Source organism: Motiliproteus sp. SC1-56 (assembly GCF_017309075.1).
In the GTDB taxonomy this organism is placed as follows: Bacteria; Pseudomonadota; Gammaproteobacteria; order Pseudomonadales; family Balneatricaceae; genus Motiliproteus.
On sequence record NZ_JAEMGS010000017.1, the window covers coordinates 51113 to 64233 of the forward strand.

General features: G+C 55.3%; 12 protein-coding genes. 9 read left to right on the plus strand and 3 right to left on the minus strand.

Annotation, left to right across the window (positions count from 1 at the left end; genetic code table 11):
- The first annotated feature begins 107 nt into the window (after positions 1–107).
- The 8 genes from JGZ97_RS16130 (at position 108) to rluB (ending at position 8032) form a co-directional block, all read left to right on the plus strand.
- The gene (locus JGZ97_RS16130) at positions 108–1088 is read left to right on the plus strand and encodes a glycosyltransferase (protein ID WP_207063729.1); all 981 of its coding nucleotides are present in this window, start codon (positions 108–110) and stop codon (positions 1086–1088) included.
- The gene (locus tag JGZ97_RS16135) at positions 1085–2167 is read left to right on the plus strand and encodes a glycosyltransferase (protein WP_207063730.1); all 1083 of its coding nucleotides are present in this window, start codon (positions 1085–1087) and stop codon (positions 2165–2167) included. The genes JGZ97_RS16130 and JGZ97_RS16135 overlap by 4 nt, the downstream gene beginning before the upstream one ends.
- Positions 2168–2272: 105 nt before the next feature.
- The gene (wecB, locus tag JGZ97_RS16140; RefSeq protein ID WP_370584084.1) at positions 2273–3241 is read left to right on the plus strand and encodes a non-hydrolyzing UDP-N-acetylglucosamine 2-epimerase; all 969 of its coding nucleotides are present in this window, start codon (positions 2273–2275) and stop codon (positions 3239–3241) included.
- Entirely contained in the window at positions 3238–4455 is a 1218-nt protein-coding gene (locus tag JGZ97_RS16145) for a glycosyltransferase family 4 protein (protein WP_207063731.1), read from the plus strand. Before wecB ends, JGZ97_RS16145 begins: the two co-directional genes overlap by 4 nt.
- A 105-nt stretch (positions 4456–4560) precedes the next feature.
- Complete coding sequence (locus JGZ97_RS16150) at positions 4561–5526, plus strand: NAD-dependent epimerase/dehydratase family protein (protein WP_207063732.1); 966 nt, start codon at positions 4561–4563, stop codon at positions 5524–5526.
- Positions 5519–6532: a glycosyltransferase family 4 protein gene (locus JGZ97_RS16155; protein ID WP_207063733.1), complete on the plus strand. Its 1014-nt coding sequence runs from the start codon at positions 5519–5521 to the stop codon at positions 6530–6532. Before JGZ97_RS16150 ends, JGZ97_RS16155 begins: the two co-directional genes overlap by 8 nt.
- A 123-nt stretch (positions 6533–6655) precedes the next feature.
- The gene (locus JGZ97_RS16160; RefSeq protein ID WP_207063734.1) at positions 6656–7060 is read left to right on the plus strand and encodes an H-NS family nucleoid-associated regulatory protein; all 405 of its coding nucleotides are present in this window, start codon (positions 6656–6658) and stop codon (positions 7058–7060) included.
- Positions 7061–7207: 147 nt separating this feature from the next.
- Positions 7208–8032, plus strand: a complete 825-nt coding sequence (rluB, locus tag JGZ97_RS16165; RefSeq protein ID WP_207063735.1) for a 23S rRNA pseudouridine(2605) synthase RluB — start codon at positions 7208–7210, stop codon at positions 8030–8032.
- Between the two features lie 45 nt (positions 8033–8077).
- Here rluB and JGZ97_RS16170 read toward each other — a convergent pair whose 3' ends face one another.
- Genes JGZ97_RS16170 through ubiG form a run of 3 tightly spaced genes read right to left on the minus strand, consistent with a single transcriptional unit; the run spans position 8078 to position 10279 of the window.
- On the minus strand, positions 8078–8821 hold the full coding sequence (locus JGZ97_RS16170; protein WP_207063736.1) for a YciK family oxidoreductase: 744 nt from the start codon (positions 8819–8821) through the stop codon (positions 8078–8080).
- Positions 8822–8867: 46 nt separating this feature from the next.
- The gene (locus JGZ97_RS16175) at positions 8868–9545 is read right to left on the minus strand and encodes an HAD-IA family hydrolase (protein ID WP_207063737.1); all 678 of its coding nucleotides are present in this window, start codon (positions 9543–9545) and stop codon (positions 8868–8870) included.
- Positions 9542–10279, minus strand: coding sequence for a bifunctional 2-polyprenyl-6-hydroxyphenol methylase/3-demethylubiquinol 3-O-methyltransferase UbiG (ubiG, locus tag JGZ97_RS16180; RefSeq protein ID WP_207063738.1), 738 nt, complete (start codon positions 10277–10279; stop codon positions 9542–9544). The genes JGZ97_RS16175 and ubiG overlap by 4 nt, the downstream gene beginning before the upstream one ends.
- A 240-nt stretch (positions 10280–10519) precedes the next feature.
- Here ubiG and gyrA point away from each other — a divergent pair, with 240 nt between their 5' ends.
- Complete coding sequence (gene gyrA, locus JGZ97_RS16185) at positions 10520–13114, plus strand: DNA gyrase subunit A (protein ID WP_207063739.1); 2595 nt, start codon at positions 10520–10522, stop codon at positions 13112–13114.
- Positions 13115–13121: the final 7 nt, after the last annotated feature.

Sequence of the window (13121 nt, forward strand, 5' to 3'; positions counted from 1 at the left end):
TATGATTGTAGTATGACACCATAGTGTTTTATCTTATCTGTTTTTGATTTGATATGGTTCTTGTGGTCGTTTTGGATTAGAAACTATTTTCTGAATAAATATGTTATATGTTTTTTATTAATCCCTCTTCTGTTGTTGGCTCTCCTTCTTATGAGCGTACGCTGGCGTTTAAAGGTTTTTATAAATCAGAAGGTGGATTTTGTGGTGAAATAGACACACCCATTTCTTTTATTGGTTTTTTAAAGTTTTTATTTGTTGTGGTCAAGGAGGCTCAATCTGGATTATTCCTTTCGATGCCTAGTTTTAGATATTGGTGGGTTTTATTTATACCTGGAGTCAATCTAGTGTTGGACATCAGGGATGGTTGGTCTATTGCGATGGAGTCCGGATATGGCGGATTGGTTGATAGAAGTCCTTTTAAGGCAAGAATAGCTAGAGTTATAGAGCGATTAGCAATCAGGCGTGCCCGGGTGGTGATAACTTGTACTCCGGGTCTTAAACAATATCTTGAATATATCTCTGGCTGTGAAGTGCTGCTTATCACTAACGGTGTTTCAGATGAAGATATGAGCGTTGCTAATAAATTGTTAAAAGAAAAGAAGAATGATCGTGCTAATGAGGATGAGTTGGTTTTTTTGTGTGCAGGTAAGTTTAGTGAGTATGGTATTGATAAGGCTGAGTTTATCATTAGCAAGATAGTTGAACGTTTCCCGTCTAGATTTTTTGTGGTTCGGTTGGTAGGTTCCGATCCGCTAATAAATAACTGGGTTGGTGATTATGTTCGATATGTCAGCTCTGGGTTTGGACGGGTAGAGATGTTGGGGCGTGTGGATAAGGACGGCTTATATCGTATTCTATCAGAAGCTGATTTGGCAATTTCTTTGATAAGAGATCCTAATTATGAGTTTGGAACCAAAGTGTTTGATTATATCGCTATGAGTGTTCCTGTGTTCAATTATTTTGATTCGGAAAATAATTTTACCCGTTTCTTTAATAGGTATCTTGATGTCGGTTTTGGTTGTGATAAGGATATAGTATCTATATCAAGGTTGGATGCAATAAATAAGTACAGAGATAAACTGATATGAAGGTTGTATTCCTAGCAGCGGCATCCTCTATTCATACTGCTAGGTGGGTTAATGCTCTTTGTGAAGCTGGATTAGATATTCATCTGATATCGCAGCATCCGGTCACCCAAGTTTTTGATAAAAGGGTGTGCTTGCATGTGTTTCCTTATAGAGGTTCACTTGGCTATTTTTTGATTGTCCATAAAGTAAAGAAAATTATTAAAGATGTTAATCCTGATTTGGTTAATGCGCACTATGCAAGTGGTTATGGAACTACTGCTAGGTTATTGGGTTTTAGTCCTTGTTTGCTTTCAGTATGGGGTAGTGATGTTTATGATTTTCCTCAGAAATCGGTTGTCCATAGGTTCTGGTTAAGAAGTAATTTAAGATCTGCTCAAGCGATAGCCTCAACAAGTCACTCTATGGCGAAAGAAACGGCTAAAACCTATAAGTCAGGGAATGTTTTTATTACACCTTTTGGTATAGATGAAACGGTTTTTTATCCTGTAGCAACGCAATGCGATAGGCGTGTTGTTACCATCGGAACAGTAAAGACACTAAGCTATAAGTATGGTGTCGATGATTTAATAAAAGCTTTTTCTATAACGGCCTCTAAGTACCCTGATGGACTATTAAGGTTAGTCATGGCAGGTGATGGTCCCGATGTACAAAAGTTAAAAGACTTGGCGCTAACACTGGGAGTATCTTCTTTAGTAGATTTTAGAGGGTATGTTTCTCACTCTGAAGTACCTGCAGTGCTCAATGAGCTCGATATCTATGTTGCGCTTAGTCGCTTTGAGAGCTTTGGTGTAGCAATTTTAGAGGCAAGTGCTTGCGGGTTGCCTGTGGTTGTTTCAGATGCTGATGGGCCTGCTGAAGTTACATGGGATGGGGTTACAGGGATTGTTGTGGGTAAGAACTCTCCAGAGCAGGCCTCTGCTGCGTTGTGTCGGTTGATCGATAACCCGTCTGAGCGAGTGGAAATGGGCAGGGCTGGCCGTGAGCATGTTTTAAAGCATTACACATGGTCAGCATCGGTCGATACAATGTTGGATGCTTATAAAAAGACTATTTTACTTGGGGCAAATAAAGGACATTGAGTGGCCATTAAAATTCTTACTATCATCGGTGCGCGTCCCCAGTTCATCAAAGCCAGTGTCGTCTCGCATGCGATCGCTAAGCGCACCGAGCTGTAAGAGGTAGTTGTGCATACCGGGCAGCATTTCGATGACAATATGTCGTCAATTTTCTTCGACCAGTTGGCGATCCCTCGCCCAGCCTATTCGTTGGGGATAAATGGTGGAAACCACGGCGAGATGACTGGGCGGATGCTGGCTGAAATAGAGCAGGTGATTTTAAAAGAGCAGCCTGCTTTGGTTTTGGTTTACGGGGATACCAACTCGACCCTGGCCGGTGCGCTGGCCGCGGCCAAGTTGCATGTGCCGGTTGCGCATGTAGAGGCAGGGCTCCGTAGCTTTAATATGCGGATGCCCGAGGAGATTAACCGGATCCTTACCAATCAGTTGAGTGAGTGGCTTTTTTGCCCCACGGCAGCGGCCATCGCCAATCTGAAGAAGGAGGGGTTCGCTGAGAAACACGTGACTCTCTGCCTGGTGGGGGATGTGATGCAAGATGCAGCCTTGCTGTTTGCGCCCTTTGCCTGTGCACCTGATGGTATGGGAGGGGAAGTTTTTGCCCTGGCGACTCTACATCGTGCCGAGAATACTGACGATCCGCGGCGATTGGCAGCACTTGTTCAGGCGCTTAATCGTGTACACGATGAGGTTGCGCCGGTAGTCTTGCCACTGCATCCCAGAACGCGACGAGCGATCGAGAGAAACGGGCTTGCGTTGCAGGTTAATACCATCGACCCCGTAGGTTATCTGCAGATGCTCTGGTTGTTGCAGCACTGCGGTTTGGTGATGACAGATAGTGGTGGTGTTCAAAAAGAGGCTTTTTTCCACGGCAAGGCTTGTTTGACGTTGCGTGATGAGACCGAGTGGGTGGAGCTTGTTGATATGGGGGCCAATCAGCTGGTTGGTGCGGATGCTGAGCGGATTACGGAACAGGCAAACGCTTGGTTCGAAACATCGATCAATTGCGACCCCGGTCTCTATGGTGGTGGCCAAGCTGCTGAGCGTATCGCCGATCAGTTGGCGCATCTGACGAGATGAATATCCTTATCTATGCCCATTTTGCCGGCTCACCTGAGATGGGGATGGTGTACGGCCACTACTACCTGGCCCGTGAGTGGGTCCGTATGGGTCACAGGGTTACTATCGTAACAGCTTCTTTTGCTCATACTCGAAAGGTCAATCCGTCAGTTTCCAGCTTTTTTACGTTCGATCTCATTGACGGTATTGAATATGTTTATGTTCGTTCTCCCGCCTATGATCCTGCAAAGAATGCTGGCCGGGGTTTAAACATCCTGGCGTTTACAATTGGAGCTTTCTTCTTCCGTCCACAATACGAGCCTGATCTCGTAATTACCTCTTCCCACCACACCCTGACCGCTTTTACCGCGCATAGAATGGCGAAGCGGCATAGGGCTCGTTTCGTTTTTGAAATCAGAGACCTATGGCCGCTGGGGCTGGTAGAAATTGCGGGGGTTTCTATTCGACATCCTTTTATACGGCTTTTGCAACTGGGAGAGGATTTTGCAGTCAGGCATGCGGACCGTGTTGTATCTGTCTTAAGTCATGCGGATGGTTACTTGCGGTCTCGCGGAATGAAGCCCCAAAAGTTTTGTTATGTGCCTAATGGTGCTGATTTGACCTCGAGCCCCTCTCCCCTGCCTAAAGATGTGGCGGCGAAATTGAAACCGTTCCGACATCGTCACAGGTTTTTGGTTGGCTATATCGGCGGTATCAATACGGCAAATAATTTGGAGCCGCTCATTAGGGCTCTTCCCCGCATGGTAGCCTCGGGTGTCGGCTTGGTCATGCTGGGAGATGGCCCCTGTCAAAAGCGCTTGGCCGGACTGGTTGATGGCTTAGGTATGCATGAACATTGTCTTTGGTTGTCCGCCATCAAGAAACCGGCCGTGGCTAGTGTCCTTTCATCGGTTGATGTGGGTTACATGGGGTTGTCTAATCTCCCTATATACCGTTTCGGTGTGAGCCCCACTAAAGTAAACGACTATCTTTTATCGGGAGTTCCTATTGTTTTCGCCTCCGATGCGCCTTCGGATCTTGATGGCGCTGGGCCTCTTGTTGGTAGGTGCCCGCCCGGGGATGCAAATGCAATAGCGGCAAAAGCTTTAGAGCTGTGTCATGTTGGCACGGCGGCATTAAACGCGGGGCGGCGGCAAGCTCTGGACTGGTTGGCGCGGAATCGCGATTACCGTGTATTGGCTGAGCGATTTATTGAAGGCCTGGGGGGGGCATAAAGGTCTCTCTATACGCTGCTTGAAGACAGGAGCTTGCCGCGGAAATTGGCTTTTTGGGGCGCTGCTTCTGCTGATGTTTTGGATGTAAAGCGAAAGGTGGCTAGTTTGCAGGTATTAGTAACTGGCGCGTCAGGTTTTGTCGGTAACCAAATGGCTAGGTCTTTAGTTCAGCACGGATACTGCGTTCGTGGTTGCCGGCACCGTTCTGCGCCGGTGGCATCGCTACCGGGGGTAGGTTGGCTCGACGGCTGCGAGCTCGGCCAGCTCGATCGCTGGGCCCCTGCGGCTTTGGCTAAGGTCGACACCGTTGTCCACACCGCCGCTCTCGCTCACGTCGCCACTCAAAATACCGCCGAGGCGTTGGCGCACTACCGCGCCATCAACACTGAGCCGACCCGTCGACTGGCGGAAATGGCTGCGGCCCAGGGCGTCAAACGATTCATTTTTCTCAGCTCAATCAAGGTGAATGGCGACCAGACCGGTGAGGCGCCTTTTACGGTGACCGACACACCCAATCCCAGTGGTCCTTATGCGGTTTCCAAGTGGGAAGCCGAGCAGGCGCTTTGGGAGGTGGCGGAGCGGACGGGGCTTAAGGTTGTGATTATTCGTCCGGCACTGGTTTACGGTCCAGGCGTAAAGGCCAACTTTGCTCAGCTCTCTCGTTGGGTGCACCGCGGTGTGCCTCTGCCTTTGGCTGGCGTTGATAACCGGCGTAGCTTCTTAAGTGTTTTTAATCTGGTGGATTTGATTGTCCGCTGTATTTCCTCGCCCGCCGCGCAGGGGCGTGTATTGGTCGCAGCCGATGGTGAGGCGATTAGTACTCCCGAGCTTGTAAAGCGCTTGGCTAAGGCCTGGCAGGTGTCGCCGCGACTATATTCCCTCCCGCCTTTGGTCTTAAAGTTAGCTGGGTATATGTTGGGGCGAAAAGAGTCGGTGGCTCGCTTAACCGAAAATTTTGAAGTCGATATTACGGCAACGTGCCGGTACCTCGATTGGTCGCCTCCCTATTCGATGGAAGATACGCTGGCGCGCATGGTGGACGTTGAGCGGAAAAGGCAGGGAAATGTTTAACAGTCTTTCTCTTTATGCATTGTGCGCCTTCGGGCTGAGTTTTGTTGGTACTTACTTGGCTCGGCGTTATGCCCTGTCCCGGCACCTGTTGGATATACCAGGAGAGCGAAGCTCGCATTTAAACGAAACTCCCAGGGGAGGCGGGGTTGCGGTTGTTTTAGGCGTGCTAGTGACTCTCCCTCTGTTGTTTATGAATCAACTCGATGAGGGCTACTTCTGGGCTCTTTGGGGTGGCGGACTGATGATCGCCCTGGTTGGTTACTGGGATGATCACGTCAGCTTGCCGGCAAAAGTGCGTTTTGCCTTGCAGTTATTGCTTGCCGTGGCCGTTCTGTGGGTTTTGGGGGGAGAGGTCGGTTTGGGCTTTCTTCGGACGGTAGGTCTTGAGTGGGCTGCGCCGCCACTCGTGGTGCTGGGCCTTGTCTGGTGGATCAACCTGTTTAATTTTATGGATGGTATTGATGGTCTGGCCTCCAGCGAGGGTGTTTTTGTACTGGGCGGTGCCAGTGTCTTTCTCGCGCTGTCGGGGGCGGGCTTCTGGGTGGAGGTTGCGGCTGTGGCAGTGGCGGCAGTCGCGGGGTTTCTGTGTTGGAATTGGGCGCCCGCTAAAATTTTTCTCGGTGATGTGGGCAGTTATTTTATCGGTTACTTCATCGCAATATTTGCCCTCATTAGCCTTAATCTTCATCTGCTACCAGTGTGGGTTTGGTTGGTATTAACGGCCCTGTTCTGGGTTGATGCAACTTATACGCTGTTGGTGCGTATGAACCGTGGGCAGCGCTGGTATCAGCCTCACCGCTCACACGCCTATCAGATCGCTGCAAGGCGCCTGCAAAGCCACGCTAAAGCTTCCCTTATTGCCAGTGCGGTAAATCTTTTCTGGCTGTTCCCCTTGGCGGCACTGTGCTTTTATTTCCGTAATTACGGGCCTGTTATAGCGCTGATTGCTGTGATGCCGCTTGTGTTCGTGGCTTGGCGGCTGAATGCCGGGATCGCGAACTCTTAGCTTGGCTCATTAGACGTTTGCTAAATTTTCTTTATAAATTTCTTAAAAAAACTTATTATCCCCAACCTATTTAAAATTTTCTGCCTACAATGGTGATAAAGTCCTTCCTACCGGGGTCGAGTAATGTCTGAAATTTTAAACGTGTTGACACGCAAAACATCGCTTCGAAAGGCCTGTAAGGAGCTCTCGCTGGCCGAAATGGAAAAGCTTTCAGAAAACCTTCTGGAGCTGATCGAGGAGCGCAAGGAAGAAGAAGCGGCGCGATTGGAAGAGGAGCGTGAAAAGCGCGAAAAGCTGGAGCAGATCAAGCGGGAAATGGCTGAGTCCGGTATTGATATTGGCGAACTGATGGAATCTCTGGAAGGCGCCGCACCGAAAAAGCGCACGAAGGGGACAGTCAAACCCAAGTATCAGATCACCGACAGCGAAGGCAAGGTGCACCAGTGGACCGGCCGTGGCCGCACGCCTAAGGTGTTCCAGAAGTTTTTCGATGAAGGCGGCTCTAAAGAGGAGTGCCTGATCGGCTGATGGCGGGGTTCCAGCCCTGGCGGTTTTAAAGGCGTGCCTCGGCACGCCTTTTTTGTATTCGGTTTTCGGCGGCCGGCGTGGCTGGTATTATTTCACCCCCTTCTTCTTCAGTCCGCACGGCGGGCGCAAAATACATTGGTATCTCCCATGAATGACGAAAAACTGCACAAGGTGCTGGCTCGTGCCGGTTTGGGCTCAAGGCGTGAAATGGAGCGCTGGATCGAATCGGGTCGGGTGCAGGTGAACGGTGAGCGGGCATCTTTGGGTGATCGCGTCACGCCGGCGGATGTAATCAAAGTCGATGGCCAGCGGGTTTCCCTCGGCGCAGAAGCCGGCAAGGGCTGTCGGGTGATTGTGTATAACAAACCGGTGGGGGAGGTGTGTACCCGGCACGATCCGGAGGGGCGCCCCACGGTTTTCGAAAAGCTCCCGAAGCTGAAAAGCGGTCGTTGGATTTCGGTGGGGCGTCTGGATATCAATACCAGCGGCTTACTGCTGTTTACCACGGACGGCGAGCTGGCCAACAAGTTGATGCACCCCTCCACCGGCATCGATCGCGAATACGCGGTGCGCGTGCATGGCGAGGTTTCCGACGAGACGCTGCAGAAGCTTAAGGAAGGGGTGTTTCTGGAAGATGGCATGGCTCGGTTCACCGATGTGCAGCTCTTCGATGGCACCGGCAGCAATGTCTGGTACCACGTAGTGCTGATGGAGGGTAAAAACCGCGAGGTGCGCCGCCTCTGGGAGTCTCAGGGGGTGGAGGTCAGCCGCCTCAAGCGGGTGCGTTACGGCTGCATTTTTATGCCCAAGTCTATCGCCAGCGGCCAGTGGCTGGAGCTGTCCCAGAAGGAGCTTAATGACCTTTGTGACCTGGCTGGCCTGGAGCGGCGTAAGGTGGTCCAGAAAACGCCGGAGCAGGCCAAGGCAGACAAGCGCCGGCAGAAGCGGGCGCGGCCTGTGCGAGAGCGCTGAGCCCCTTTCCTGTAGAGAGGGGATGGGGCGCCCTCGGACCCGGTATTAGCCTTGGGCGTCGATGGATTGGCCATGGGTGCCGCGGCCGTCAGGCCCCATCAGGTAAAGGTAGGCGGGCATGATGGCCTCGACCGTGGCCAGGCGGTTGGGGTCTTCCGCCGGATAGGCGTTGGCCCGCATGTTGGTGCGGGTGGCGCCGGGGTTGATGGCGTTGACGCGAATATTGGAGGTGTTCTCCAGTTCGTCGGCCAGCACCTGGGTCAACCCTTCGATGGCGAACTTGGACACCGCGTAAGCGCCCCAGTAGGCCTTGCCGGTGCGTCCGACCCCTGAGGAGGTGAAGACAATAGAGGCCTCTTCCGCCTGGCGCAGCAGGGGAATCATCGCCTGGGTCAGGTAGAATTGGGCGTTCAGGTTGACCTGTATTACCTGGTCCCAGATGCTGGGGTCGTAACTTTCAATGGGGGTGCGTACTCCCAGAATGCCCGCGTTATTCAGCAGTCCGTCCAGCCGGCCGAACTCTTTCTCCAGTGTGGCGGCCAGGTTTTCGTAATCGTGAGCGCTGGCGCCTTCCATGTTTAACGGGAAAATGGCAGGTTGCGGCCCACCGTCCTCCTCAATTTCGTCATAGACCTCTTCCAGTTTGGCGACCGTGCGTCCGGCGAGGATGACGGTCGCCCCCTTGGCGGCGAAGGCCTTGGCCGCCGCGCGACCGATGCCGGCACCGGCGCCGGTGACCAGGATAATGCGGTCGTTGAGCAGGTTGTCGGGAGCTTGGTAGTCGAACATGGTGTTTCCTTTCGTGGTGGCCAAGGGCGGGTGGTGGTGAGGGCGTTCAGCCCTCCAGTCGTGCGGCCAGCCAGGGCTGGAGGGTTTCGGCGCTGGTGGCGCAGTAGTCGGAGCCCCATTGTTGCGCCGAGTCACCTGGGCGCAGGTAGCCAAAGGCGGCGGCGACGGTGGTCATGCCGGCGCGTCGCCCGGCCTCGATATCCCGGCGGTGGTCGCCTATGTAAATGCTTGCTTGCGGCAGGCAGTCAATGGTGCGGCAGGCGAGCAAAAGCGGTTCAGGATCGGGTTTGCGCTTTTGCGTGTGCTCCGGGCAGATGAGCACCGCACAGCGCGTATCCAGTCCCAGGGCGCGCATAAGGGGTGCGCTGTAGCGTTCGGGCTTGTTAGTGACCACGCCCCAGGGCAAGCCAATGTCGTCGAGCCATTGAAGCAGGGGTTCTATGCCGGTGAAGGGGCGGGTCTGCTCGGCAAGCCCGGTGGCGTACTTTTGCAGCAGGCGGTGGCGCAGCGGCTCAAACCCTGCGTCTTCGGGGGATAGGGCGAAACCCGCCTGAATCATCGCGGCGGCCCCGTCGGAAACTACCTCGCGGATTTGGGGGTAGGGCAGTGGAGACAGTCCCTCTTCGGCGCGCATTTCGTTGAGAATGCGCGCAAAGTCAGGGGCGGTGTCCAGTAGCGTGCCGTCCAGGTCGAAGAGTATGGCGGTGTTGGGGGGCGGGTTCATTCCGGTTTTTCGGTTTGCAGCAGGTAATTCACATCCACGTCGCGGGGGGCCAGGCGGTAGGCCTTGGTCAGTGGATTATAGGTCATGCCGGTCATCTCGCCGCAGAGCAGGCCTGCCTCGCGACACCAGGCGCCCAGTTCGCTGGGGCGGATGAAGCGGCTGTGCTCGTGGGTTCCCCGGGGCACCAGGTTGAGCAGGTACTCGGCGCCGACAATGGCCAGCAGGAAGGACTTGGGGTTGCGATTGAGGGTCGAGAAGAAGACCTGGCCGCCGGGGCGTACCAGGGTCGCGCACGCGTTGACCACGGAGGCGGGGTCGGGGACGTGCTCCAGCATCTCAAGGCAAGTGACCACATCGAAACTTGCGGGGGCTTCGGCGGCCAGTTCTTCCACCGTGATCTGCCGGTAGTTCACCTTGACCCCGGATTCCAGCCCATGCAGCTTGGCGATTTTCAGCGGCGTTTCGCCCATGTCGATGCCGCTTACCTCGGCGCCGCGCAGCGCCATTGCCTCGGACAGGATGCCGCCACCACAGCCGACGTCGAGCACCCGTTTGCCGGCCAGGGGTGCGCGTTCGTCGATAAAGTTGACCCGTAGGGGGTTGATGTCGTGGAGGGGCTTGAACTCGCTCTCCTTGTCCCACCAGCGGCTGGCGAGGGCTTCGAACTTGGCGATCTCGTCCCGGTCCACATTGCCGCCGGCGGCGGAGGAGGTGGGTTTTGAGGCTTGGGTCATGGAATGCTCTCTTACAGGTTGACAGCCGTCGCTGACGGGCCGGGGCATGTTACCACTGCGCTCGCTTCGCGCCCAGCTAGCCCCTTTGAAAAGACTCAATTTTGTCCCCGGCTTAGCGGTGCCTGTGGTATGATTGCGTGATTTTTTAAGACGCGGTCGCGAAGCCTTGCTCGCAACCCGAGTATGTCGGTTCATCCCCCTTGCCCAAGTGGGGAGCCAGTGAAAGGAAAGCAGGATTTTATGGGTGAATTAGCCAAAGAGATCCAACCGGTCAACATTGAGGACGAGCTTAAGCAGTCTTATCTGGATTACGCCATGAGTGTGATTATCGGGCGCGCCCTGCCCGATGTCCGCGACGGCCTCAAGCCTGTCCACCGCCGTGTGCTGTATGCCATGCACGAGCTGGGCAACGACTGGAACAAACCGTATAAAAAGTCGGCTCGTGTGGTGGGTGATGTCATCGGTAAATACCACCCCCACGGCGACTCCGCCGTCTACGACACCATCGTGCGGATGGCGCAGCCCTTTTCCATGCGGTACACCCTGGTCGACGGCCAGGGCAACTTCGGCTCCATTGACGGTGACTCCGCGGCAGCCATGCGTTACACCGAGGTGCGCATGGAGAAGATCTCCCACGAGATTCTTTCCGATCTGGAAAAGGAGACCGTCGACTACGTACCCAACTACGACGGTACCGAGCAGATTCCCGAGGTCATGCCTACCCGGGTGCCCAACCTGCTGGTCAACGGCTCCTCCGGCATCGCCGTGGGCATGGCCACGAATATTCCGCCGCACAACCTCACCGAGGTGGTGCGCGGTACCATCGCCCTGATCGATAATCCGGCCCTGGACGTGGACGCCCTGATGGAGTTCATTCCGGGTCCGGATTTCCCCACCGGAGCGATCATCAACGGCCGCGCCGGCATTCTGCAGGCCTACCGCACCGGTCGCGGGCGCATCTACCTGCGCTCCAAGTACCACGTGGAGACGGACTCGAAAAACGGCAAGGACTCCATTGTCGTTACCGAGATTCCCTACCAGGTCAACAAGGCGCGTCTGATCGAGAAGATCGCCGAGCTGGTCAAGGAGAAGCGGGTCGAGGGCATTACCGAGCTGCGCGACGAGTCCGACAAGGACGGCATGCGCATTGTCATCGAGCTGCGCCGCGGCGAGGTGCCGGAGGTGGTGGTCAACAACCTCTATGCCCACACTCAGATGGAGAACGTCTTCGGCATCAACGTGGTCGCCCTGGTGGACGGTCAGCCCAAGACCCTGAACCTCAAGGAGCTGCTGGAAGCCTTCATCCGCCACCGTCGCGAGGTGGTGACCCGGCGCACCATCTTCGATCTGCGCAAGGCCCGCGAGCGCGGCCACATTCTCGAGGGGTTGACCGTTGCCCTGGCCAACATCGACCCGGTGATCGAGCTGATCAAGACTTCCAAAACCTCTGCCGAGGCCAAGGAGAAACTGATCGATAGCAGCTGGGAGCCCGGGCAGGTGACCGGTATGCTCGAGCGGGCCGGCAGCGATGCCTGTCGTCCCGACGACCTGCCCGAACAGTTCGGCATTCGCGACGGCCGCTACCACCTGTCGCCGGCCCAGGCCCAGGCCATCCTGGACCTGCGCCTGCATCGCCTCACGGGGCTCGAACAGGACAAGCTGATCGAAGAGTACAAGGTGCTGCTGGAGAAGATCGCCGAGCTGCTGGAGATTCTGGGCAGCACCGAGCGGCTGATGCAGGTGATCCGTGAAGAGCTGGAAGCGGTGGTCGAGGAGTACGGTGACGAGCGGCTGACGGAAATTACCGCCTCGCGCCAGGATCTCACCATGGCGGACCTGATCACCGAGGAGGATATGGTGGTCACCATTTCCCACGGCGGTTACGCCAAGAGCCAGCCCCTGGACAGCTACCAGGCTCAGCGCCGTGGTGGGCGCGGCAAGTCCGCCACCGCGATCAAGGACGAGGATTACGTGGCGCACCTGTTGGTGGCTAACACCCACGATACCATCCTCTGCTTTACCAACCGGGGTAAGGTTTACTGGCTCAAGGTCTACGAGATTCCGCCGGCCAGCCGCACGTCCCGGGGGCGCCCCATCGTCAACATGCTGCCCCTGGAAGAGGGGGAGTGGATCACCACGATCCTGCCGGTGAACGAGTACACCGAGGACCATTTTGTATTCATGGCCACCGCCATGGGGACGGTGAAGAAGACCCCGCTGGTCAACTTCTCCCGCCCCCGCAGCAGCGGCCTGATCGCCCTGGCGTTGGAAGAGGGCGACACCCTGATCGGTGCGGCCATCACCAACGGTCGCCAGGAAGTCATGCTGTTCAGCGACCAGGGCAAGGCCGTGCGCTTCGAGGAGGCGCTGGTGCGGCCCATGAGCCGAACCGCACGGGGTATTCGCGGTATTCGCATCCATGAGTCGGCCCGGGTGATCTCGCTGATCATTCCCGAGGAGGGTGGTCGGGTGTTGACCGCCAGCGTCCATGGCTACGGCAAGCTCACCCCGTTGTCGGAATTTCCGGTCAAAGGACGGGGCGGCCAGGGGGTAATCGCCATGCAGATGTCCGAGCGCAATGGCGAGCTGGTGGGTGCTGTCCAGGTCTTTGACGGTGATGAGGTGATGTTGATCAGCGACCAGGGAACCCTGGTGCGCACCCGTACCGACGAGATCTCGGTGCTGAGCCGCAACACGCAGGGGGTTACCCTGATCCGCGTTGTCGAAGGCGAAAAGCTGGTTGGCGTGGCCCGGGTTCAGGAGCCTCAGGACGCGGACGACGACAGCGAAACCGATGACGAGGACGCGGCTGCCGCCGAGGCTGTCGAGGAGTAACCAGGGG

Coding starts and splice junctions, on each gene's coding strand:
- JGZ97_RS16130 (WP_207063729.1), top strand. CDS start 108: ATGTTTTTTATTAATCCCTCTTCTGTTGTTGGCTCTCCTTCTTATGAG.
- JGZ97_RS16135 (WP_207063730.1), top strand. CDS start 1,085: ATGAAGGTTGTATTCCTAGCAGCGGCATCCTCTATTCATACTGCTAGG.
- JGZ97_RS16145 (WP_207063731.1), top strand. CDS start 3,238: ATGAATATCCTTATCTATGCCCATTTTGCCGGCTCACCTGAGATGGGG.
- JGZ97_RS16155 (WP_207063733.1), top strand. CDS start 5,519: ATGTTTAACAGTCTTTCTCTTTATGCATTGTGCGCCTTCGGGCTGAGT.
- JGZ97_RS16160 (WP_207063734.1), top strand. CDS start 6,656: ATGTCTGAAATTTTAAACGTGTTGACACGCAAAACATCGCTTCGAAAG.
- rluB (WP_207063735.1), top strand. CDS start 7,208: ATGAATGACGAAAAACTGCACAAGGTGCTGGCTCGTGCCGGTTTGGGC.
- JGZ97_RS16170 (WP_207063736.1), bottom strand. CDS start 8,821: ATGTTCGACTACCAAGCTCCCGACAACCTGCTCAACGACCGCATTATC.
- JGZ97_RS16175 (WP_207063737.1), bottom strand. CDS start 9,545: ATGAACCCGCCCCCCAACACCGCCATACTCTTCGACCTGGACGGCACG.
- ubiG (WP_207063738.1), bottom strand. CDS start 10,279: ATGACCCAAGCCTCAAAACCCACCTCCTCCGCCGCCGGCGGCAATGTG.
- gyrA (WP_207063739.1), top strand. CDS start 10,520: ATGGGTGAATTAGCCAAAGAGATCCAACCGGTCAACATTGAGGACGAG.